Below are 22,861 nucleotides of genomic sequence, written 5' to 3'. Positions count from 1 at the left end.
GGGCTTTTGGGTGGGGTTGAGTGAGCTGCGGTAAGGAAATCATCTGTGGCGAGGGAGCTTGCTCCCGCTTGAGTGCGTAGCACTCACAAAATATGTGGGGCCGCCAGGATTTTGGGGCTGCTTCGCAGCCCAGCGCGAGCAAGCTCGCTCGCCACGAAAGCTCTGATTACTGCGCGGCGATTGTGTAACCGTCAAACGCCGTCTGCTGTTGCAGCGCAGTGATGATGTTCTTGCGGTTGATGGCCTGCTCGGCGCCGCTGTTGTCCAGGAAAGTCTCGCTTTCCAATTCCGCTTCCTCACCTTCGCCCACAAAGGTGAAACCCAGGAACTCAAGGGCCTCACGGTCAACGTTCAGGCGCGAACGCGGGGTGCGCAGGGGCAGGGTGACGCTGATGCCGTCCTTGCTGATGGTGAACACTTCGACTTCTTTCTTGGCCTTGGCGGCCTTGCCCTTGCCACCGCTCGGGTTGCTGATCGCCTGATGGGTCTGGTTCAGCACTTTCAACGCCAGGCCATAGACGATTTCCTGGAACGCCGGGTCGTCCTTGAAGCTGGACAGAATGCGGCCGATCGAGAACTTGCTGCTCAGGTCTTCCAAGGCGGCGATGTCCGCCGCTTCGGCGTCCTTGAGTTGCTTGAGCTGGCCCATCAGCTCGTAGGCCTTGTCATCGTCGAAGCTGTCATGTGCCTGGCGAATCGCGGCGCGCAGCTCGCGAATCTGGTCGCTTTCGCGGCTGGACTGGAAAGCGTCCAGCACCATCTCACTGATGGTTTTGGCCTGGGGCACGTGTTGTGAAAGATTGATGGAGTTTTCGTATTCCGCTTTGGACGACAGGGTGACTACGGTTTCAGCGGTATTGGAATCGGACATTGAAATTTCACTACTTCTTTGAGCTTGAATAGGGGCGAGAAAGCGCGGGGGCTTTTTCCGGCCGACTAATCTATTGGACCGGGGCGGTGTTGTCACGGATCAACGGGCGGCTGGTCGTTTTTTTGCCTGTTGTGGGAGCGGGCTTGCTCGCGATGCAGGCCCCTCGGTCTGTCAGGCATGCCCCGGTGTATTCAGGTTCACCGACCGCTCGGCCAGGGCGCTCGCTGTCTCTTCATCCTTGGGCAATGAAAAGCGAAACGTCGCCCCGCGCCCCGGGACATCGATCAACTGAATCTCGCAGCCATGCAGTTGCAGGATGCGATGCACGATCCGCAGCCCCAAGCCACCGTCACGCCGTGCGCCACCAATGTTGAACGGGCGCAGGAACAACCCTTCGCGCAGTTCGGGGGCAATACCGGGGCCGGTGTCGCTGACGGTCACTTCAATGAATGATCCTTGCGGGCGCAGGCTCAGTTCGATTTCTCCACCCTGGGGGGTATGACGCAGCGCATTGTCGAACAGGTTGGTCAGCACCCGTTCGATCAACCCAAGGTCAGCGCAGGCAGCCGACACGTTAGGGGCGAAGGTGGCCTTGAGTTCGACCTGTCGCGCTTCGGCGGTGAGTTCGAATTTCTGGAAGATGTCCTGGGCCAGATCAGTCAGTGAGAAGCGCTCCAGCACCGGTTGCACGAAGCCATGCTCCAGGCGCACCAGTTCCAGCAATGACTGCGCCAGCCCGCCGACCTTGCGGCTCTGGTCCAGCGCGATGCCCAGGTAACGGCGGCGATCGGCGGGGGACAGGGTGGCGTCCTTGAGCGACAGGGTTTCCAGATAGCCATGCAAGGACGCCAGCGGCGTGCGCAAGTCGTGGGAGATGTTCGCCACCAGTTCGCGGCGCTCCTGATCCTGACGGGTCAGCGAGCGCCATTGCTCGCCGAGCCGTGCCTGCATCTGCCGGAACGTGGCATCGAGGATGGCGATTTCATCGTGGCTGGCGGCTTGCTCCGTGGGCAGGGTGGCCGCGGGCGTGACCGGAATACCGTCGATATCGAAACGACTGACACTGTCGGTCAGGCGTCGCAGCGGCCGGGTGATCAGGGCAAACGCGGTGAGACCGGCAATCAGGCACAGCAGCGCCACCAGGCCGATGGAGAGCAGGGCGGTATTGAGCGCCGCGCTGGTGGCGCCGCGCTCGGCGATGCGGTCGTGGTCCTCACCGAGCAGCACCACGTAGAGATAACCCGCCGGTTTGCCATCGACCTTGAGCGGCGCCGCGCTGAACACCTTGCGCGCATCGGCGCTGCGTGGATCGTCGCCGAGAATCGGCAAGGCGTCGCCCTTGATCAAACGCTGGATCGGTGCCAGGTCCACCTGTTCACGCTGTATCCGCCCCTCAGGCGCAGCGCTGCCGACGATTTTGCCGGCGTTGTCCAACAGGTACACCTCGACGCTGGGATTGACCAGCATCAACTGGCTGAACAGGTTACGCACCGCGTTGGGCATCAGCCCCTGGGTGTCCATCAGCACCGTGTCGCGGGCGATGTGTTGCGCCAGGTCCCGGGACAGGCCCTGCACCACTTCCTGTTCATGCATCTGGTTGGAACGCACCTGCATCCACGCCGACGTGCCGCAGCACACCAGCAGCAGCACGGCGAACACCAGGGACAGGCGTTGTGTGAGGGTCAACCTCATGTTTGTTGCTCCTCGCTGGCGGCGAATTTATAGCCGCGCCCCCAGACTGTGAGGATGCGCGCCGGTTGCGTCGGGTCGGTTTCGATCTTCGCCCGCAGTCGATTGATGTGGGTGTTGACCGTGTGTTCGTAGCCTTCGTGGCTGTAGCCCCACACGGCGTTGAGCAGGTCCATGCGTGAAAACACTTTGCCGGGCTGGCGGGCGAAGAAGTACAGCAGGTCGAACTCCCGTGGCGTGAGGTCCAGGCGCCGGCCGTCGAGGGCCACTTCGCGGGTGATCGGATCGATGGCCAGGCCGTCGATGTTCAGGCTGCCGGCGTCCATCTTCAGGTTGCGTGCCATGGCATCGACCCGGCGCAACAGGGCTTTGACCCGGGCCACCAGTTCGAGCATCGAAAAGGGTTTGGCCAGGTAGTCATCGGCGCCCAGTTCCAGCCCGAGAATACGATGCACTTCGCTGGAGCGGGCACTGGTGATGATGATCGGGGTGTAGCGGGCCATGGCTCGGGCGCGCCGGCAGATTTCGAGGCCGTCGACCCCGGGCAGCATCAAATCGAGGATCAGTGCATCCCAGCTTCCTTGCTGCAGCAGACGCATGCCTTCATTGCCGTCGGCGCAGTGCACCACCTCGAACTGCTCATCGCGCAGATGCAGACAGATGAGGTCGGCGATATGCAGGTCGTCCTCGACCACGAGGACGCGTTTGTTCTGTTCCATTCAGTTCAATCCTTCGACGCAATGGGCACATTGTGCGCAATCCCCTCTGCAGGACCGAGCTTGCTGGCGATGGCGTGTCAGGCGACACCTCTGAACCAGAAATACCATCGCGAGCAAGCTCGCTCCTACAGCGGGGGTGGGCACATTGTGCGGGTTTTATCGGGCCGCAGTTATCACGAATTGTTTAACTTCCCGTGAGGATTTGGCGATCAACCCAAGCCTAGGCTGTGTTCCATGACACACCCTTGGTTTTTTCGGAGACGAGCATGTTTTCAAGACGGCAATTCCTGTGGGCGAGCGGCGGGCTGGGGGTTGCAGCCCTGGCGATCGGTGTATTGCCAAAATTTGCCACCAGCACTGCGCTGATCAGCGAGGCTGATGCCGCAGAGTGTTCGAAGTGACCCACAGCGACACCGAATGGCACGCCATCCTCAGCGACGAGCAGTACGCCATCCTGCGTGAAGAAGGCACTGAACGAGCCTACACCAGCCCGCTGAACAACGAGCACCGGGACGGCACCTTCGCCTGCGTCGGGTGTGAGTTGCCGTTGTTTTCCTCGGCGACCAAGTTCGACAGCCGCACCGGCTGGCCGAGTTTCTGGGCACCGCTGGACAAGGCCGTGGCCACCCGTCAGGACCGCTCGTTCGGGGTGCTGCGCGAAGAAGTGCACTGCCGGCGTTGTGGCGGTCACCTGGGCCATGTCTTCGACGACGGTCCCAAACCGACCGGCCTGCGTTACTGCATGAACGGGCTGGCCATGAAGTTCGAGCCCCAAACCGCCTGATTCCTTCCACTCCACGTACAGGTAGTCGCCATGTGGCTTCTGATCCTCGCTTATCTGGGCGGTGTGCTGACAATCGTCAGTCCGTGCATCTTGCCGGTACTGCCCTTTGTCTTCGCCCGTACCGGGCAACCGTTCGTGAAAAGCGGCCTGCCGCTGCTGGCGGGCATGGCGCTGACTTTCGCGTTGGTCGCCACGCTGGCGGCGGTGGGCGGTGGCTGGGTGGTGCAACTCAATCAGTTCGGGCGCTGGTTGGCGCTGGTGTTCGTGGCCCTGTTCGGCCTCACGCTGCTGTTGCCGCAATTGGCCGAGCGCCTGACCCGGCCGCTGGTCGCGGCGGGCAGTCGCTTGTCCGAAGCAGCCGGTGCCGATGCCCGGCCACGTCCGGGGGCTTCATTGCTGATCGGTGTCGCCACGGGCCTGCTGTGGGCACCCTGCGCCGGGCCGATCCTTGGCCTGCTGCTGACCGGTGCGGCGTTGCAGGGCGCAAGCATTCAAACCACGTTGTTACTGCTGGCGTATGCCGCCGGTGCTGCGACTTCATTGGCCGTGGCGCTGTTGCTGGGCAGCAAGGTATTCGCTGCGATGAAGCGCTCGATCGGCGCTGGCGAATGGGTCCGTCGCGGACTTGGCGTGGCGATGCTGGCCGGTGTGGCGGCCATCGCCCTGGGGCTCGATACAGGCATTCTGGCGCAGTTTTCATCCGCCTCTACGGGCGGTATCGAGCAGGCACTGGTGGAAAAACTGGCCGATAAGTCGCCGCGCAACAGTGGGGCGATGATGGCGCAAAACCCTGGCACGTCCGGTGCGATGAAAGTCGCCGAGAAAACCCCGGGCACCTTGCCGGTCGAAGGCCAATTGCCGCCGCTGGACGGCGCGGTGCAGTGGCTCAACTCACCACCCCTCGATGCCCAGGCGCTCAAGGGCAAGGTGGTGCTGGTGGATTTCTGGACCTACTCCTGCATCAACTGCCTGCGCTCGCTGCCCTATGTCAAAGCCTGGGCCGACAAGTACCGCGATCAGGGCTTGGTGGTGATCGGGGTGCATGCGCCGGAGTTCGCCTTCGAGCGCAATGTGGATAACGTCACCAAGGCCATGAAGGACCTGGGCATTCACTACCCGGTGGCCATCGACAACGAGTTCAAGATCTGGCGCGCCTTCAACAACGAGTACTGGCCGGCGCACTATTTTGCCGACGCCCAGGGGCGCATTCGCTACCACCACTTTGGCGAAGGCGAATACGCCGAATCGGAGCGCGTCATCCAGCAACTGTTGCGTGAGGCGGGCGCCAGCAAGGTGACGGACGGGCTGATCGAGGCCAAGGCCGACGGCGTGCAGATGGCGCCGGACAACACCGACGTGCAATCGCCGGAAACCTATATCGGCTACCAGCGTGCGGAGCATTTCGTGCCGGAAACCAGCCTGGTGCCGGACAAGGTCTCGACCTATCAGCCTGCGGCGCAACTGGCGCTCAACGACTGGAGCCTGGGCGGCCAATGGAAGGTCGGCCCCGAGCAGGCCACGGCCAGCGCATCGGCCAGCCGCATCGTCTACCGCTTCCACGCTCGCGACCTGCATCTGGTGCTTGGCCCTGGCGCGGACGGCAAACCAGTGCGCTTCAAGGTGCTGATCGACGGCAAGGCCCCCCAGGACGACCACGGCATGGACGTCACGCCCGATGGCAGCGGCACCGTCACCGAGCAGCGTTTGTATCAACTGGTGCGCCAGAGCGGCGGTGTGCAGGACCGCACCTTCAGTATCGAGTTTCTTGATCCGGGCGCATCGGCTTATGCCTTTACCTTCGGTTAATCATCTTTCAATCTTTCAGGAATCCAACCCATGAAAACCTTCTTCACCTGGCGTCGTACATTGATGGGGCTGGCGGCTGCCGGCGTCATCGGCCAATGCTCGGCATTTTCTTTGGGCGGTGCCGAGGAAGCGGTGCTGATTGCGCCACCCACCCTCGATGAAGTCACCCAGGCCAAGCGTGAAACCGCGGTCTTCGCCGGCGGTTGTTTCTGGGGCGTCCAAGGGGTGTTCCAGCATGTCAGAGGCGTGAAGAATGCAGTCTCCGGTTACGCCGGCGGTGCGGCCAACACCGCACAGTACGAGCAGGTCAGCAATGGCGATACCGGCCATGCGGAGTCCGTGGAAGTGACCTTCGATCCGAGCCAGGTCAGCTACGGCACATTGCTGCAGATCTACTTTTCGGTGGCGCACAACCCGACCGAACTCAACCGCCAGGGGCCGGACACCGGCACCCAGTATCGCTCGGCGATCTTCACCAAAAGCAGCGAGCAGCAGAAGGTCGCACAGGCCTACATCGCCCAGCTCGACGCAGCCCATTCGTTCAGTAAACCCATCGTGACCAAGCTGGAGAGTTACAACGGTTTTTACCCGGCGGAGGAGGAGCATCAGGACTTTTTGACCGAACACCCGAGCTATCCCTATATCGTGATCAACGACCTGCCGAAGGTGGCACAGCTCAAGCAGCTGTACCCGGATCGCTATCAGGAAAAACCGGTGCTGGTGAAGGCCGGGGGCTAGGCGGAAATCACGTTCTTGCCGGCGATTTTCGAACGGTAGAGGGCCTGGTCGGCGCGAGCCATCAGGCCGGTCTGTTGTTCGTCTTCAAAACGCTGGACCACGCCGAAGCTCATGGTCACCTGAAAGTCGCCGACCGGAGCCAGGCTTGCCAGGCCACTGCGGATGGCTTCGGCGCGGGTTCTGGCATCGGCCAGCGGAGTGTTGGGCAGGATCAGGATAAATTCGTCACCGCCCCAGCGGGCCAGCAGATCGACGTCGTGCACGAAGCGCTGCACGTTTTCGACCACGTGCACCAGCGCCGCATCCCCCAGCGCATGGCCATAGTGGTCGTTGATGCTCTTGAAGTCGTCGATGTCCATGGCGATCAGTGACAGGGGCTCGCGAAAACGCTGGGCGCGCTCACAGGCCTGGGGCAGCGCCTGTTCCAGGCGATAGCGATTGGCGATTGAAGTCAGCGCGTCGGTTTGCGCCAGTTTGCGGTTTTCTTCGAGCTGCAGTTGCAGTTGCTCATTGACCCGTGACAGTTCCCGGGTGCGTTCTTCGATCATCGTTTCGAGTGAGTGATTGCGCCGTTCCAGCGCTTCGAAGAGTCGTCGCTTGTCCTCGATGCTGCGGTGCGCGCCGACCATGCGCGCCACCGAGCCGTCGGCGTTGCGTGCCAGCACGTAGCCGCGGTCTTCGATCCAGATGTACCTGCCGTCGTGGGTGCGGCAACGGTACTCGGCCTGGTAGCCGGGGCTGCGCTCATTCAGGTAATCATCGAACCGTGACATGACCTGTGGATAGTCATCGGGGTGGATGACGTTTTCCCAGGTCAACACATTGTTGTCCAGAGAGTGCGGCGAATAGCCGAGCATTTCGTACCAGCGGGCGTTGCGGTAGACGAAACCGGTGTTGGCGTTCCAGTCCCAGATGCCGTCGCTGACCAGTTCCAGGACGGTATGCAGCATGCTGTCGTTCATGTCCGACAGATTGAATTTCAATGGTTCGATGTTCGATGCCTCGCCCATCGCGGCTCTCCCTGCTGCCCTGATATCAAAATGACCAGCCTTGCGCGGAGATTAATTCATGGGGCCTCGGACCTGCTAGTGCTTGCCCCACATCCCCACGGCGAAATCGACGAAACGTCGCAGTTTGGGCAGGCGATAGCGGTCCTGGGCATACACCAGGTGCATCGGCCGGCTCGGCAGTTGATAGCCTTGCAGCAGCGGCACCAGTTTGCCGTCCTTCAGATCCTGCTCCACCAGCGCATCGGGCACCATCACGATGCCCATCCCGGTTCGCGCCGCCTGGTGCAGCCCCGCCGAGCTGTTGATCACCAGCGAACCACTGACGTCCACCACGATTTCGCCTTGCGGACTGTTGAGGCGCCATTGTCGCGCTACCGCTTGCCAGTCGTCGCCGGCCGGGTAGGCAAACGCCAGGCAGTCGTGGTGTTGCAGGTCTTCGGGCTTTTGAGGCGCGCCACGACGGGCCAGGTATTCCTTTGAGGCGCACATGGTCAGTGTGTAATCGATCAACGGGCGGGCAATCAGGTTGGAAGGTTCCAGTGCGCCCAGCCGGAAGGCCACGTCGAAGCCATTTTCCAGAAGGTCAGGGCGGCGATTGGTCAGCACGACATCCAGTTTTACCCGTGGATTGTGCAGGCTGAATTCACTCAAGGCCGGCGCCAGGCGTTCGGTGCCGAAGGTCAGTGGCGCGGTGATGCGCAAGGTACCGCTGGGTTCGTCCAGGGTTTGTTCTGCGAGGCGTTCCGAGTCCGCCACCAGTCCCAACACCTCCAGACAACGCTGGTAATAAGCGCTGCCGAATTCCGTCAGGCGTTGGCGACGTGTCGTGCGGTTGATCAGGCGCACACCGAGTCGCTGTTCCAGCGCCTTGAGGTGATTGCCGACCATGGTCGTGGACATTTCGCACTGCTGTGCGGCGGCGGTCATGCTGCCGGCTTCCACGACTCTTACGTAAACGTTCATTGCCTGGAACAAATCCATTATCAAGCCCAGCTTTTAAATGATCGAAGTTTTGCGCAGTTTATCCAGCTCAGGTGGCTAACCATACTGCAAAAACACCGACAATTGATGGAGCCTGATGTCATGACCGCCGCCTGCCTGATGAGCACTTACCAACCCCTGGCCCTGAGCTTCGCTAAAGGCCTGGGCACACGCCTGTGGGATCAGGCCGGTCGCGAATACCTGGACGCGGTCGCCGGCGTGGCGGTGACCAACGTGGGGCACTCGCACCCTAAAATCGTCACCGCCATCACCGAGCAGGCCGGGTTGCTGTTGCACACCTCGAACCTTTACAGCATCGACTGGCAGCAGCGACTGGCGCAGAGGCTCACGGACCTTTCCCACATGGACCGGGCGTTTTTCAACAACTCCGGCGCCGAGGCCAACGAAACCGCACTGAAAATCGCCCGCCTGCATGGCTGGCGCAAAGGCATCGAACAGCCGCTGGTGGTGGTGATGGAGAACGCCTTTCACGGCCGGACCCTCGGCACCCTGTCCGCCAGCGACGGGCCGGCCGTTAGGTTGGGGTTCAACAAATTGCCCGGGGACTTCATCAAGGTGCCGTTCGGTGATCTCAAGGCGCTGGACCGCGTGCAGCAGGCGCATGGGCCGCGCATCGTGGCGATCCTGATGGAGCCGATCCAGGGCGAAAGCGGCGTGCAACTGGCGCCACCGGGCTACCTCAAGGCTGTGCGCGACCTCTGCAGCCGGTTCGGTTGGCTACTGATGCTCGATGAAATCCAGACCGGCATCGGCCGCACCGGCCAGTGGTTCGCCTTCCAGCACGAAGGCATCGTCCCCGACGTCATGACCCTGGCCAAAGGCCTGGGCAACGGCATCCCCATCGGCGCCTGCCTGGCCCGGGGCCGAGCCGCCGAACTGTTCACCCCCGGCAGCCACGGCAGCACCTTCGGCGGCAACCCGCTGGCGTGCCGGGTGGGTTGCGCCGTGCTGGACATCATTGAGGAGCAAGGGCTGCTGGCCAATGCAACAGTGCAGGGCGAACGCCTGCTGGCCAGATTGCGCATGGAACTGGCCGACCACCCGAACGTCCTGGCCATCCGCGGCCAGGGCCTGATGATCGGCATCGAACTCAAGCAACCGATCCGCGACCTGACCCTGATCGCCGCCCGCGACCACGGCCTGCTGATCAACGTGACCCGTGGGCAGACCATTCGGTTGCTGCCGCCGCTGACGATCGATGAGCGGGAGGTGGAGATGATTGTGAGAGGGGTGAGTCGGGCGATTAATGCGGCGTGAAGCACATTCCCTTCCAGGAGCTGCCTTGGGCGGTTCCTAGAGGATTGAACTCGATTTTCATGTTTCGATGAGTTGTCGAGTTTGGGTGTTTCCTGCTCGCAAGTTGCTGAGGGATTTGATTAGCCGTTCGGCATTGGCAGGTGAACGGAGTAGGTAGCCGGTCTCTACAAGCGCGTTGTATTCGGCCAACGATATCATTACCACCGGCTCGCCTTCTTGACGGAAGATCAACAGCGCAATGCCGTCGTGATTGACGCGATCCATGATGTGAGCCAAGTGGGTGCAGGCCTTGGTGTCATTGAAGATGTGCATGCAAAAGTCCTGACTCTACGCAGAATATAAACAGAGATAGGCATCTCTGTATGGTCGTCGTGCGATGGCCGCATCGACGTTCGCTTTGAGTATCGTCGAAACCTCTTCGGGACGTTTCCGAGAGTGGTGTAGTCCGGATCCGATTTGAGTGTGCTGATCGAGGCTAACCGTGGATGATCACTGTCCAGGGAATAGAGTGACTTCGTCCCGAGTCATGAGTTGGATTCTCGTACCACTGAAACTTTCGAACAGCCGCCAATGCGCCGCAAAACCGCTGGAGTCATCACGCGTTCGATAACTGCTTGCCCATTCCAACAAGGCGATCAACCGTTCGCCATCGTCTGTTTCGCGTCGTCGAATATTCGCAACGCACTCCTCATCTTCAACACTCAACCAGACCAACGCCGTCGCTCGAGGCTGAAGTTCGCTGACGATCCAGCCATAGACCCCTTCGATCACCCAACGCGCTTCACTGGCGGCAATCCGCGCCATCGCCAGCGCTTCGCCGCGGGGGCGGGGGATGCTGTGTTCGTCGGATAGCCAGTGGATGCGGTCGAGATCGGTCCATGGCACCTGAAGCTGTCGGGACAGGCGTTGGGCCAGCCAGCTCTTGCCGGAGCCGGAGTTGCCGATGATCAGGGTTCGGGTGAGGTCCATGGGCAGCACCAATCCAGTGTGGGAGCGGGCTTGCTCGCGAAGGCGTTGGGTCATAAACTTAAATGTCGCCTGACACTGCGCTTTCGCGAGCAAGCCCGCTCCCACAGGTTGTGGGGCGTGTTTTCAATCGTTGTGCTCGGGCGCGACCATTCGGGTCTTCGGTAAACCGTTTGAGTTGTGTTGGAAGATATCGCTGGGCTGCCCTTTGTCATTAAAGAACACCTGCCCGATCCCCGCCGAATTCCACAGCCGCTCGCCCGTTTCAGCATGTTCCGGAATGTGCGGGACGATGCGCATGCGCCGGCGTTTGGTCAGCCAGTTCAGGGGCGAGCGCGGCGAGTAGAGCCAGCGGTTGAGGCGGTCGAACCATTCCAGCAATCTTGGCGGGAATTCGTTCTTGATGCCGCTGCTGGTGATCTGCCAGATGCGCGGCCCGGCCTTGCGGTGTCGGATCAGCACTTCGTAGACGAAGGAATAATGCACATCGCCTGACAGCACCACGTAACTGCCCGGTGTACGTGAGTGTCGGAAAATGTTCAGGATCACCTGCGCCGCGCCGCGATGGGCCATCCAGTTTTCCGCGTCCACCAGCAGCGGATAGCCACACCAGCTGAAGATGCGCTGGACGGTCTCGATCAACTTCACACCGAACACCGGCGCCGGGGAGACGATGATCGCCGAAGGGTGGTCCAGCAGCTCCTGTTGCAGTTCGCTGAGGGCTTCCCAGTCCAGCAGGCCCGAGGGCTGCTTGAGGTTCATCTCGCTGCGCCAGCGCCGGGTACGGGTGTCGAGCACCACCATGGCCGGGGTGGTCGGCAGCACGTAATGCCAGTGCTGGAATTTCAGCAACCCATCGATCAAGGCGTCCTGGACCGCACTGTCGAGGTAACGGTCGTGGCCGGTGGCGCTCAGCGAGCGGGCCTTATCCAGCACGGCACCGAAGGCATCCGGGTTATTGCCCCAGCCCTGGCACAGCATGTAGGCCAACAAGGCGTTACCGATGATGCGCTTGGAGAACGGGTGGCCGTAGGCCGTTTCCTCCCATTGCGCGGAAAGGTTCCAGTCGTCAGTAATGTCGTGGTCGTCGAAAATCATCAGCGTCGGCAAGTGCGCCAACGCCCGGGCGACCTGGCCCAGGCCAGCCGTGAAACCGTCGATGCGGGTCTGTTCCAGCGCATAGCGCTCGCGTCTTTGCGGTGTCAGCACGGGCGGTTGCGGCGCAATCAGGGTCCACGGCACCGGCGACCAGACCAGCAGGTACATCGCCATGACTTCGGCGAAAGTCACCAGATGATTGTCGGCGCTGCTGCTGGTGAAAATCGGCTTGCGCGCCCCGCCGAAAAACCGCTCGCGCAGGGTCTCGTTGCTCTCCAGCGCCGGCAGCAAATCCGCACGATGGTAGTAACTGGCGGGGTGTTCATAGAGCTTGGCACTGTCGCTGACCACCGCACCTTCCAGGTGCTCGCCGAACAACTCCAGCCGCTCGATCAAGGCATGAATGGCCCGCAACATGGGCCCGGCCACGTCGTCGGCGTACACCTGATCGCCGCTCATCATCAGCAGTGCGGGGCGCTCGACGGCTTCGTGATCCAGCGCCAACACGTTATCCACACACAGCAAACCGTCCGCCGCCGGGTGATGCGGTTTGCGGCAGGAACCGTGGAGCAATTGGTCGATCCGCGACCGTAATACAAAATTCGGACATTGCGCATTGCCGTACAACAGCGTTGGCGCCCACGCCTTGATACCGCTCACGCCATCGATCAGCAGGTCGTACTCGATCACCTCATCCCAAGGCAGGGCAACATCCAGTGACACATCGATCAGGTGCACAAAGGCATGGGTGCCCACGGCAATCACCGTGCAGCTACCGGCATCCAGACGAATATCGCCCACGCCCTGCACACGCAGGGTCAACGCCAGCGCCCGCGAACCCACCAGCCACAGCACCAGCCGCGCAGGCTCCAGGCGCCGCAGCAACGGCCCGGCCAGCACAGGGGGCAATGATTGAAGATCCTCGGGCAGTGTCACGGACATCCGGTTTCAAGCTCTTGGGGCACAGAGGCCGGCGATGATAACGCAGCTGACGGCGGAACCGACTAGAGTGCAATCTGCTGCCCAAGCCAGGCATCGACCCGCAACGAGGTGCACATGAACAGATTCATCCTGCCGGCGCTGATTGTCCTGATCACCGCCCAGGCCCCGGCCTATGCCATCAACGACAAGTATCGCAAGCAACTGGAAGCCTCCGGTTGTACACAGGTCAGCGAGACCCAGGGCTGTGATATCCACAAGTCCAAGGCGGAAAACGCCAAGGCCGGTTTCAGTAATCCACAGGCCCCGGACGCCGCCAGCGCGCCAACGCCGTATGCCGGGCAATGGGTTGCCAAGAGCGAGGCCGGCGCGACGGTGGCCACCATCCGTATCGATTCCAAGGAGAACGTCTGGGTCAACGGCAAGCGCGTCAATGCCAAGCGCACGGACGGCGCGTTGCAGTTTCGCCAGGGCAAGCTCACGTTCACGATTCAGGGCGATCGGCGGTTGAAGGATGAGGACTACTGGACCGACAGCGATGCCGGGACCAAGGGACCGATTCAGGTGGAATAACAATTGCCGCACAGGCAGGCCGGGAGGTCCGGGACATGAACCACACTCACGCATCCCTCGTGCGTCATGAGTTCTACAAAGCGGTCTGGTTCTATTTGCGTGTGGTCTGGCCGATCTTCTCCGTCCTGCTGGTGCTGATCGTGCTGTTCGGCCTGATCATCGGTTACCTGGAAGGCTGGGCGCTGACGGATGGCATCTACTTCGCTTTCGTGACGGGGTTGACCATTGGCTATGGCGAGCTGGTGCCCAAGTTGGCGATGTCACGGGTGCTGGCGATTTTGCTGGGGTTCAACGGCGTGCTGATGACCGCGATATTTGCCGCGATCAGTATTCGGGCGATCGAGATTGCGGTGCATGTGCGGGAGCGGGGGAAGGAGTAACGGGCGAGGGAGATGTACACACCCCATTGTGGGAGCGGGCTTGCTCGCGAAAGCGGTGGGTCAGTCGACATCGATCTTGACTGACCTACCGCTTTCGCGAGCAAGCCCGCTCCCACAGGGTTTTTTGTGATCAACGGTTCTGGGTCAGGCCTCCCAACCCGCGCCACTCACCGCGGCCTGCACCAGCGGGTGCAAAGCCTCCCCATGATGCTCTGTCTGCCACGCCAGCAGTTCCTTGCGCATGCTCGGCGCCCAGAACATCTGTATATGGTTGCGCACGCTGAGCACCGCCTGTTCCTGGTCCGGTTGGCTGGCGAAGTACTGGGCGATCTGGTTGGCCATCTTGATCAGGTTGTCGGTGCTCATCGGCGTACCTCCGCCTTATCGCCACGGGCCTGACGACGGTCCTTGAGCAGCCGGTCCTGTTCGTCGCTGAAGGCCTGATAGCGTTTCTGCCACTCGGATGGGTGATAGACGCGGCTGACCTCCACGGCGGTGACCTTGTACTCCGGACAGTTGGTGGCCCAGTCGGAGTTGTCGGTGGTGATCACGTTGGCCCCCGATTCCGGGAAGTGGAAGGTGGTGTACACCACGCCCGGCGCAACCCGTTCGGTGACCCGCGCGCGCAACACGGTCTGCCCGGCGCGGCTGCCGATGCCGACCCAGTCGTTCTCGTTGATGCCACGGCTCTCGGCGTCGGTCGGGTGGATTTCCAGGCGGTCTTCGTCATGCCAGGCCACGTTGTCGGTACGCCGAGTCTGCGCGCCGACGTTGTACTGGCTGAGGATGCGCCCGGTGGTCAGCAGCAGCGGATAACGGCTGTTGACCTTCTCCTCGGTCGGCACGTAACCGGTGAGCATGAAGCGCCCCTTGCCGCGCACGAATTCCTCGATGTGCATGGTCGGCGTGCCGTCCGGTGCCGCGGCGTTGCACGGCCATTGCAGGCTGCCGTGACGCTCCAGTTCGGCGTAGCTGACGTTGGTGAAGGTCGGCGTCAGGCTGGCGATTTCATCCATGATGTCCGACGGATGTTTGTAGTTCATCGGATAGCCCAGGGCGTTGGCCAGCGCCACGGTGCCTTCCCAATCGGCCTTGCCACCCAGCGGGTCCATCACTTTGCGAACACGGGAGATGCGCCGTTCGGCGTTGGTGAAGGTGCCGTCCTTCTCGAGGAACGAACTGCCCGGCAAAAACACATGGGCGAACTTGGCGGTTTCGTTGAGGAAAATATCCTGCACCACCACGCACTCCATGGCCGACAGTGCTGCGGTGACGTGCTGGGTATTCGGATCGCTCTGGGCGATGTCTTCACCCTGGCAATACAAGCCTTTGAAACTGCCGCCCAGCGCTGCCTCGAACATGTTGGGGATGCGCAGGCCCGGCTCAGGGTGCAGGGTCACTTTCCACGCTTGCTCGAACTGATTGCGCACCACCTCGTTGGAGATGTGCCGGTAACCAGGCAACTCGTGGGGGAAGGAACCCATGTCGCAGGACCCCTGCACGTTGTTCTGCCCCCGCAACGGGTTCACGCCCACGCCTTCGCGCCCGATGTTGCCGGTGGCCATGGCCAGGTTGGCGATGCCCATCACGGCGGTGCTGCCCTGACTGTGCTCGGTGACGCCCAGGCCGTAATAGATCGCCGCATTGCCACCGGTGGCGTACAAGCGCGCCGCAGCACGAATGTCGTCAGCGGCCACACCGCAGATGGCGCCCAGCACTTCCGGCGAGTTCTCCGGCCGGCTGACCAGTTCGCTCCAACGGGCGAAATCAATGGCTTCGCAACGGGCGTCGATGAAGTCCTGATTGAGCAGACCTTCGGTGACGATCACATGGGCCAGGGCATTGAGCATGGCGACGTTGGTGCCGGGGCGCAGCGCCAGGTGCAGCGAGGCGCGGGCATGGATCGCGTCCACCAGATCGATGCGGCGCGGGTCGATCACGATCAGCCGCGCACCTTCACGCAGGCGGCGCTTGAGCTGGGAGGCGAACACCGGGTGCGCGTCGCTGGGGTTGGCGCCCATCACCAAAATCACGTCGGCCTGCATCACCGAGTCGAAACTCTGGGTGCCGGCGGACTCGCCCAAGGTTTGTTTCAAGCCATAACCGGTCGGCGAATGGCAGACCCGCGCACAGGTGTCGACGTTGTTGTTGCCGAACGCGGCGCGCACCAGTTTTTGCACCAGGTAGGTTTCTTCGTTGGTGCAGCGGCTGGAGGTGATGCCGCCGATGGAATCGCGGCCATATTTCTGCTGCAGGCGACGGAATTCGCTGGCGGCGTAGGTCACCGCCTCATCCCAGCTGACTTCCTGCCACGGGTCGCTGATGTTTTTACGGATCATCGGTTTGGTGATGCGATCCGGGTGGGTGGCGTAGCCCCAGGCGAAACGCCCTTTCACGCAGGAATGGCCGTGGTTGGCCTGGCCGTTCTTGTCCGGAACCATGCGCACCAGTTGATCGCCTTTCATCTCGGCGCGGAACGAGCAACCCACACCGCAATAGGCGCAGGTGGTGATCACGCTGCGCTCGGGCTGACCCAGTTCCACCACGCTTTTTTCCATCAGCGTTGCGGTAGGGCAGGCCTGTACACAGGCGCCGCAGGACACGCATTCCGAGTCGAGGAAGTTCTCGCCACCGGCAGCCGACACCCGGGACTCGAAACCGCGCCCGGTGATGGTCAGCGCAAAAGTGCCCTGGGTTTCTTCGCAGGCGCGCACGCAGCGGTTGCAGACGATGCACTTGCTCGGGTCGTAATCGAAGTAGGGGTTGGAGGTGTCCTTCACATCGGCCAGATGGTTGTCGCCTTCGTAGCCATAACGCACCTCGCGCAGGCCGACCTGGCCGGCCACGGTTTGCAATTCGCAGTTGCCGTTGGCCGAGCAGGTCAGGCAGTCCAGCGGGTGATCGGAGATGTACAACTCCATGACATTGCGGCGCAGGGTCGCGAGCTTCGGCGTCTGGGTGTGCACGGTCATGCCTTCCGTGACCGGCGTGGTGCAGGACGCCGGGTAACCGCGCATGCCGTCGATCTCCACCAGGCACATGCGGCAGGAGCCGAAGGGTTCCAGGCTGTCGGTGGCGCAGAGTTTGGGAATGGTGGTGCCCAGCATCGCGGCAGCGCGCATCACCGAGGTGCCTTCGGGCACGCTGATGCTGCGGCCGTCGATGTTCAGGGTGACTTGCACCTGGCTGTCGCGGGCAGGCGTGCCCAGATCGATATCGGTTTTCGGGTCGAAGAGAGTGATCATTGCTCGGCCTCCGAGGCTTGCAGACCGAAGTCGGCGGGGAAGTACTTGAGGGCGCTGACCACCGGAAAGGGGGCCATGCCGCCCAGCGCGCACAGCGAACCGTATTGCATGGTGTCGCACAGGTCCTTGAGGATGAGCGCCTGTTGATCGCGACCGCTCTGGTCCGGCGATGCCAGCAAGCGATCGATCACCTCCACACCCCGGGTCGAGCCGATGCGGCACGGCGTGCACTTGCCACAGGACTCCTCGGCGCAGAATTGCATGGCAAAACGCGCCATCTGCGCCATGTCCAGGGTGTCGTCCGCGACCACCACTCCACCGTGGCCGAGCATCGCGCCCATGGCAGCGAAGGCCTCGTAATCCAGCGGTGTATCGAATTGCGACGGCGGCACCCAGGTGCCCAGCGGGCCGCCGACCTGCGCGGCTTTCACCGGCCGACCACTGGCAGTCCCGCCGCCGTAGTCTTCCAGCAGTTCGCGCAGGGTCAGGCCAAAGGCCCGTTCCACCAGCCCGCCGTGACGGATATTGCCCGCCAACTGGAAGGGCATGGTGCCTAGGGAGCGGCCCATGCCGTAGTCGCGATAGAACTGCGCGCCCTTGGCCAGAATCAGCGGCACCGAGGCCAGGGTCAGCACGTTGTGCACCAGGGTCGGCTGGCCGAACAGGCCTTGCAACGCGGGGATCGGCGGCTTGGCGCGGACGATGCCGCGCTTGCCTTCGAGGGAATCCAGCAGGGCGGTTTCTTCACCGCAGATGTAGGCACCGGCGCCGACGCGCACTTCCAGATCGAAGGCCTGACCGCTGCCACCGACATTGGCGCCCAGGTAACCGGCGGTCCGGGCAAGGTTCAGTGCGGCGCGCAGCGTCGCCACGGCGTCGGGGTATTCGGAGCGTACATAGATGTAGCCGAGAGTGGCGCCGACGGTGATACCCGCGATGGCCATGCCTTCGATCAGCAGGAAGGGGTCGCCTTCCATCAGCATGCGGTCGGCGAAGGTGCCGGAGTCGCCTTCGTCGGCGTTGCAGACGATGTATTTTTGCGCGGCTTGGGTGCCTCGCACCGTGCGCCATTTGATCCCGGCGGGGAAGGCTGCGCCGCCACGGCCGCGCAGGCCGGAGTCGAACACGGCGCTGGCGGTTTGCTCGCCGCCGAGGGCGACGGCACGCTGCAGGCCTTCGAAACCGCCGTGGGCTCGGTAGTCGTCCAGCGACAGGGGACGGGTGATGCCGGCGCGGGCGAACAGCAGGCGTTGTTGGGTTTTCAGATAGGGCAGCTCTTCCACCAGACCCAGGGCCAGGGGATGCGCGGATGGGTTATTCAGTGCCTCAAGCACCGATGGCACATCGGCAGCGGTCAGCGGGCCGAAGCCGAAACGGCCTTGTGGGGTGTCCACTTCCAGTAGCGGTTCCAGCCAGTACAGGCCCCGGGAACTGGTGCGCTGCAACTCCAGCGGCAGGTTGCGTTGCTTGGCCTGAGTGACCAGGGCGGTGCAGACTTCATCGGCGCCCACGGCACGGGCCAGCGAGTCTGCTGGCAAATACAGAGTCGGCATCACACGTCCTCCCGGCAAGCAGCGAGCAGGGCGTCCAAACGCTCGGCACTGAGCCGCGCATGCACCTTGCCATCCAACTCCAGGGCCGGCGAACAGGCGCAAGCCCCCAGGCAATACACCGGCCGCAAACTGATGCTGCCATCGGCGCTGCTGCCGTGATCGTCCAGTTGCAGGCGATCGCGCAACTGCGCGGCCAACTGCTCGGCGCCGCGACTCTTGCAGGACTCGGCCCGGCACAGACGCAGGATATGTTTGGCAGGCGGCGCGGTACGGAAGTCGTGGTAGAAACTGATCACCCCGCGAATCTCGGCCTGACTCTGATTGAGGGCGTGGGCAATCTCGGGAACGGCGGCATCGGGGATGTAACCGATGCGTTCCTGAATATCGTGAAGAATGGGCAACAGTGCACCCGGGGAGCCCTTGTGGCGCTCCAGCAGGCTATTGACCACAGGCAAGTGCAACAACTCATCAGGCATTCAGCAATCCTCACGGTCACGGACAAACCAAGTGGTTGTCGGTCGTCCGAAAGTGTCGGCTGCGGCATTCACACCACGTCACGGTATCGTGGCATTGTCAGGCCGATGGCCAGGGCACCCTTGGCGGGCATCTTGTTGTGCCCGGCACGATCTTCGTCGCACCTCTACTGGGCATAAAGGGCAGCTTGCCACGCGGCTATTGATCGAACTGCACCAAAGCGACGTGTTCGGTTCTGCCTACGACTCTCCATTGAGTCTAGATGAGAGCCGCCAGGGGCGTTCACCTACTGGCCCAATGCCCGTACGGGCTTGTCGAGGGAAGATATATAGCAAGTGTTACAGGGGAGAAACAGCATCAGATGTGTGGGTATTACTAAGGCGCAGATGCGCAGTCGCGGCAACCAACAACCCCTGTGGGAGCGGGCTTGCTCGCGAAAGCGTCAGCCCAGCCACCACAAAAAGCAAAACTGACCCCCAACCACTCTGCTTGCAGGAAACAGGCTCGGTGGACAGCCAAATGGCAAAATAGTAGCGTCGCGCCACTTTCTTCAGCTTAGTAACGGACTACACATGCCCACTGTCGCTCCAGCCTCGCGTTTGCTCTGCGCTCTCAGTTTCGCCGTCGTGATGACCCCGGCGCTCGCCGCTGAATGGAGTGAGCCCCCGGAAGAAGCCAGGCAGGCCTATCTCTCCGATTGCCAGCAATTGCAGCGGGCAGTGACCGAGGTGCAGAGCGGGCGCCAGACGCTCAAGGATGCTTTACCCACTATCCAGATGTATCTGCGAACCTTTACTGTCCATCGCGATAACCTCCCCCAGTCAAACCTCGGCTCCCCCGATTACGCCCAGTGTGAGAGCGTCTTTCCCTTGGCGAAAGAGATCGCGATCCAGGGCGGTATTGAAGCCAGCGAGGCGCTGGATGAGCATTTTCGGCAAGCCGAGACCGAACACCTGAACTCCTCGGACTACAAGCGTGCTCGCTCTCTGGGCTTCACCGATGTCGGCGAAATCGGGCAACTCGACCGGCACGCCGAGCTCGATGGCGAAGACAACCTGAAGACATTGATGATCAAAGTCGATGCTGGCTGCGGCCGCCATTTCCGCGCCGCGAAATACGTCGAACCCTATGTGATCTACACCGTTGGTCCTTCGGATGGCATATGCGCCATCAACCGCAACGTTGCAGTACTGGGCGGTAAAGAAGTCGAGTGGGGCGACTACATTGATGAAAAGGCGACTTTTCAGTACGTGGGGTGGAAGAAACTGCCCGGAGAGGATGGATTTCCCCTCAACATTCGAGTGGTAAAGACGCTGAAGTAGCCGGCAGTCTGTAACCCAATCCCTGTGGGAGCGGGCTTGCTCGCGAAAGCGTCAGCCCAGCCACATGAACATTGAGCCGACCACGCTCGATTTGCCCGCACCGACATCTGAATTCAAACTGCATCCACTTCAGGCTCAAGCCGTTCATTTGAAAAACAGGGAAAGACAGATGATTGATTTCAACAACAAAGGATTCTTCAAACTCAAGCAAAACGACGAATACGCCGAACGCGTGTCCGCCCTTTTGATCGACGGCGAACACGTCATCGATTCATACAAATCCATGCGCGACGGTGTGGTGTTTACCAACAAACGCATCATCTCGGTCAACGTCCAAGGCATCACCGGCAGCAAAAAAGACTTCACCTCACTGCCGTACAAAAACATCGTGGCGTACTCGGTCGAAACCTCAGGCACGTTCGACCTGGATTCGGAACTGGAGATTTACTTTTCGTCGCTGGGGAAGGTGAAATTCGAGTTCACCGGCAAGACGTCGATGGTGGAAATTTCCAAGCTGATTTCTCAGCATCTGCTTTGACCTGACGGGTTGCCCATCACCCCGCAGCCAAACCCCGCACAACAAAAAGCCCCGAAACCTCGGGGCTAATCCAAATTACCCACTACACACAAAACCCCTGTGGGAGCCAGCCTGCTGGCGATAGCGCCAGCCCAAGCCACCCAATGCCTCCTGCGTCGAAGCGTCCTACATCCGAATGCCAAAACAGTATCGGAATCGTCTGTTTCTGTTTTTCGGCAATGGCTGGATGAGTTATCGCTGAATCCGAATGGCGTAGATTGACCGCTCCTTTAAAGGACAAACTACCCACTGCCAAGGAGCGGTCTCATGGCGTTTGATGCTTTTATTAAAATCGATGGTATTCCAGGCGAAGCGCTGGACGAGCAACATAAGGATTGGATTGAAATTACCGGGTACAGCTTTGGCACTCAGCAAAGCACTTCGGCAACAGCCAGTTCATCAGGTGGCGCCTCATCGGGGCGCACGACCGTTAGTGACTTCACGTTCACCAAGAACCTGGACAAATCCAGTTGTAAGCTCATAGAGATCAGCTGCGCCGGTGATCATCTTAAGGAAGTGGTACTGACACTGCACCGCGCCGGAGGCGAGAAGCAGAAGTATTTTGAGGTCACGTTGGAAGAAGTCATCATTTCAAGCTATTCACAAAGCGCAAATGATGGCGTACCTACTGAAAGCCTGAGCTTGAACTACGGTCGCATTAAAACAATCTACACCCAGCAAAAACGAACGGATGGTGCTGGCGGAGGTAACGTAGCGGGCGGTTGGGATCGCATCAATAATAAAAAGTATTCCTGAGATCGCCACTCATGCCTGTGACCTTTATAAATTCAAAAATGCAACCTTACTCATATTTGAAATCGACATTGCAGCTTGGCAAAAACTCGAAGGCAAAGTTTGATGTATTAAATGCACATGTTTTAAATGCAGTGGTGCTGCCAGGCGAGTTAATAATTGTCGGTGATAATTCGACACCTTCCTGTACGACTGAAGAGGCGTTCTACATGAAGAAAGCCTTTGAAGTCCACTCGGCGCTGATGGCCAACGGAATGCAGGCTGATGGATTTTTAGTGGAGAATCATGAGCTCATCACTAGAGCGCTTGGGTATTCATCTATTGGCATAGGTAGCGTCGGCAGTGCCTGGAGTAAACACCTCGATGGTATCAAGAAAACACTTGAAGAAATTGAAGCGGCTCATCGATATCACATCAGAAGTGGGACGGCTCAGGGTCGAAATGATTTTTTAGCGAAGCGCGAATTGTTATTCATGCAGCTTGATGAGCAATTGAAAGGTTTTGCCAAATATGGATCAGGCCTACGCAATCAAGGCTCGATAAGACATATGCTTGAAATATCCAAACAAACCTATTTGCACTCAGGGGTGATAACAGGCTATGCAGAAACTATTAACGGTGTGGCGAAAGCTTCGAATATCCTGAAGAAAGGTACTTACTTAGGTGTCGGTCTGAGTATAAGTGCCGCTGGAACCTCTATCTATGCCGCATGTACGACTGGGCGCGAAACGGAATGCAGGAAGGCAAAATATGTTGAGGGTGGTAAGTTGTCTGGAAGTATTATTCTTGGATCATTCGGAGGAACTGTAGGGAGCAGTACGGCTATGGTCGGTTGTGTTGCAGTACTTGGCTTCGCCACCGCAGGCCCTGGCGCCTTAGCTTGTGCAATTATTGGGGGTGCGTTAGGTGGATGGGCTGGCGGGGAATTTGGTAATACCACTGGAGAGGGTGTTGGCGAAATAGTATATGAGGGTGTTTATGATGAGTGAAGTAATATTGGCGTACGTTGCACTATTTGCAATGGTATGCCTGTTCTTTACATTATTCTGGATTGTTTTGTTTTCTTGTCTTTACACCGGGTTAATTGAAAAGCATCTTGGTAGAA

At 60.5% G+C, this 22,861-nt stretch carries 21 protein-coding genes and 1 pseudogene; 10 read left to right on the top strand and 12 right to left on the bottom strand.

Annotated elements, in window-relative coordinates; translation table 11 throughout:
* Positions 1-166 precede the first annotated feature (166 nt).
* The 3 genes from B0W55_RS22135 to B0W55_RS22125 form a co-directional block, all read right to left on the bottom strand.
* Complete coding sequence (locus tag B0W55_RS22135; RefSeq protein WP_077048044.1) at positions 167-871, bottom strand: hypothetical protein; 705 nt, start codon at positions 869-871, stop codon at positions 167-169.
* 171 nt (positions 872-1,042) lie between these two features.
* Entirely contained in the window at positions 1,043-2,563 is a 1,521-nt protein-coding gene (locus B0W55_RS22130; RefSeq protein WP_077048043.1) for a HAMP domain-containing sensor histidine kinase, read from the bottom strand.
* A complete protein-coding gene (locus B0W55_RS22125; protein ID WP_077048042.1) occupies positions 2,560-3,279 on the bottom strand; it encodes a response regulator transcription factor in 720 nt (239 codons plus the stop codon). The genes B0W55_RS22130 and B0W55_RS22125 overlap by 4 nt, the downstream gene beginning before the upstream one ends.
* A gap of 266 nt (positions 3,280-3,545) precedes the next feature.
* On the opposite strand from B0W55_RS22125, the pseudogene msrB reads away from it, so the two are divergent.
* The 3 genes and pseudogenes from msrB to msrA all read left to right on the top strand — a co-directional run bounded on the left by msrB (position 3,546) and on the right by msrA (position 6,607).
* Positions 3,546-4,063: pseudogene (gene msrB, locus B0W55_RS22120) on the top strand (peptide-methionine (R)-S-oxide reductase MsrB).
* Between the two features lie 30 nt (positions 4,064-4,093).
* The gene (locus tag B0W55_RS22115; protein ID WP_077048041.1) at positions 4,094-5,869 is read left to right on the top strand and encodes a cytochrome c biogenesis protein DipZ; all 1,776 of its coding nucleotides are present in this window, start codon (positions 4,094-4,096) and stop codon (positions 5,867-5,869) included.
* Between the two features lie 30 nt (positions 5,870-5,899).
* Entirely contained in the window at positions 5,900-6,607 is a 708-nt protein-coding gene (gene msrA, locus B0W55_RS22110) for a peptide-methionine (S)-S-oxide reductase MsrA (RefSeq protein WP_077048040.1), read from the top strand.
* Here msrA and B0W55_RS22105 read toward each other — a convergent pair.
* Together B0W55_RS22105 and B0W55_RS22100 are read right to left on the bottom strand one after the other, a co-directional pair.
* Positions 6,604-7,617: a sensor domain-containing diguanylate cyclase gene (locus B0W55_RS22105; protein WP_077048039.1), complete on the bottom strand. Its 1,014-nt coding sequence runs from the start codon at positions 7,615-7,617 to the stop codon at positions 6,604-6,606. The genes msrA and B0W55_RS22105 overlap by 4 nt on opposite strands.
* A gap of 75 nt (positions 7,618-7,692) precedes the next feature.
* Positions 7,693-8,598: a LysR family transcriptional regulator gene (locus B0W55_RS22100; protein WP_077048038.1), complete on the bottom strand. Its 906-nt coding sequence runs from the start codon at positions 8,596-8,598 to the stop codon at positions 7,693-7,695.
* Between the two features lie 102 nt (positions 8,599-8,700).
* Between B0W55_RS22100 and B0W55_RS22095 the strand changes: the two genes are divergently transcribed.
* A complete protein-coding gene (locus B0W55_RS22095; RefSeq protein WP_077048037.1) occupies positions 8,701-9,876 on the top strand; it encodes an aspartate aminotransferase family protein in 1,176 nt (391 codons plus the stop codon).
* A gap of 57 nt (positions 9,877-9,933) precedes the next feature.
* Here B0W55_RS22095 and B0W55_RS22090 read toward each other — a convergent pair whose 3' ends face one another.
* From B0W55_RS22090 to B0W55_RS22080, 3 genes are all read right to left on the bottom strand, one after another.
* Positions 9,934-10,188: a type II toxin-antitoxin system Phd/YefM family antitoxin gene (locus B0W55_RS22090; RefSeq protein ID WP_077048036.1), complete on the bottom strand. Its 255-nt coding sequence runs from the start codon at positions 10,186-10,188 to the stop codon at positions 9,934-9,936.
* 177 nt (positions 10,189-10,365) lie between these two features.
* The gene (locus B0W55_RS22085; RefSeq protein WP_077048035.1) at positions 10,366-10,845 is read right to left on the bottom strand and encodes an adenylate kinase; all 480 of its coding nucleotides are present in this window, start codon (positions 10,843-10,845) and stop codon (positions 10,366-10,368) included.
* Positions 10,846-10,968: 123 nt separating this feature from the next.
* Positions 10,969-12,882, bottom strand: a complete 1,914-nt coding sequence (locus tag B0W55_RS22080; protein ID WP_077048034.1) for an alkaline phosphatase D family protein — start codon at positions 12,880-12,882, stop codon at positions 10,969-10,971.
* A gap of 114 nt (positions 12,883-12,996) precedes the next feature.
* On the opposite strand from B0W55_RS22080, the gene B0W55_RS22075 reads away from it, so the two are divergent.
* Both B0W55_RS22075 and B0W55_RS22070 read left to right on the top strand, forming a co-directional pair.
* A complete protein-coding gene (locus B0W55_RS22075) occupies positions 12,997-13,452 on the top strand; it encodes a hypothetical protein (protein ID WP_077048033.1) in 456 nt (151 codons plus the stop codon).
* 35 nt (positions 13,453-13,487) lie between these two features.
* Positions 13,488-13,832 carry a potassium channel family protein gene (locus B0W55_RS22070; RefSeq protein ID WP_077048032.1) on the top strand — a complete coding sequence of 115 codons (345 nt, stop codon included), beginning with the start codon at positions 13,488-13,490 and terminating at the stop codon, positions 13,830-13,832.
* Positions 13,833-13,976: 144 nt separating this feature from the next.
* Here the strand turns inward: B0W55_RS22070 and B0W55_RS22065 are convergent, their stop codons facing one another.
* Genes B0W55_RS22065 through B0W55_RS22050 form a run of 4 tightly spaced genes read right to left on the bottom strand, consistent with a single transcriptional unit; the run spans position 13,977 to position 19,106 of the window.
* Positions 13,977-14,198, bottom strand: a complete 222-nt coding sequence (locus tag B0W55_RS22065) for a formate dehydrogenase subunit delta (protein WP_077048031.1) — start codon at positions 14,196-14,198, stop codon at positions 13,977-13,979.
* Positions 14,195-17,077, bottom strand: coding sequence for a formate dehydrogenase subunit alpha (gene fdhF / locus B0W55_RS22060; RefSeq protein WP_077048030.1), 2,883 nt, complete (start codon positions 17,075-17,077; stop codon positions 14,195-14,197). The genes B0W55_RS22065 and fdhF overlap by 4 nt, the downstream gene beginning before the upstream one ends.
* The gene (locus B0W55_RS22055) at positions 17,074-18,630 is read right to left on the bottom strand and encodes an NADH-quinone oxidoreductase subunit NuoF (RefSeq protein ID WP_077048029.1); all 1,557 of its coding nucleotides are present in this window, start codon (positions 18,628-18,630) and stop codon (positions 17,074-17,076) included. The genes fdhF and B0W55_RS22055 overlap by 4 nt, the downstream gene beginning before the upstream one ends.
* Complete coding sequence (locus tag B0W55_RS22050; RefSeq protein WP_077048028.1) at positions 18,630-19,106, bottom strand: formate dehydrogenase subunit gamma; 477 nt, start codon at positions 19,104-19,106, stop codon at positions 18,630-18,632. The genes B0W55_RS22055 and B0W55_RS22050 overlap by 1 nt, the downstream gene beginning before the upstream one ends.
* Before the next feature lie 570 nt (positions 19,107-19,676).
* Here B0W55_RS22050 and B0W55_RS22045 point away from each other — a divergent pair.
* The 4 genes from B0W55_RS22045 to B0W55_RS22030 all read left to right on the top strand — a co-directional run bounded on the left by B0W55_RS22045 (position 19,677) and on the right by B0W55_RS22030 (position 22,745).
* Positions 19,677-20,426, top strand: coding sequence for a hypothetical protein (locus tag B0W55_RS22045; RefSeq protein ID WP_077048027.1), 750 nt, complete (start codon positions 19,677-19,679; stop codon positions 20,424-20,426).
* Between the two features lie 169 nt (positions 20,427-20,595).
* The gene (locus B0W55_RS22040) at positions 20,596-20,964 is read left to right on the top strand and encodes a PH domain-containing protein (RefSeq protein ID WP_077048026.1); all 369 of its coding nucleotides are present in this window, start codon (positions 20,596-20,598) and stop codon (positions 20,962-20,964) included.
* A gap of 306 nt (positions 20,965-21,270) precedes the next feature.
* The gene (locus tag B0W55_RS22035; protein ID WP_077048025.1) at positions 21,271-21,759 is read left to right on the top strand and encodes a type VI secretion system tube protein Hcp; all 489 of its coding nucleotides are present in this window, start codon (positions 21,271-21,273) and stop codon (positions 21,757-21,759) included.
* Between the two features lie 11 nt (positions 21,760-21,770).
* Positions 21,771-22,745, top strand: a complete 975-nt coding sequence (locus B0W55_RS22030) for a hypothetical protein (protein ID WP_077048024.1) — start codon at positions 21,771-21,773, stop codon at positions 22,743-22,745.
* Positions 22,746-22,861: the final 116 nt, after the last annotated feature.

The sequence above is a fragment of the Pseudomonas sp. KK4 genome, assembly GCF_001984065.1.
Lineage (GTDB): Bacteria > Pseudomonadota > Gammaproteobacteria > Pseudomonadales > Pseudomonadaceae > Aquipseudomonas.
Note: the sequence above shows the minus strand (reverse complement) of the source record. Positions and strands in the feature narration are given on the sequence as shown.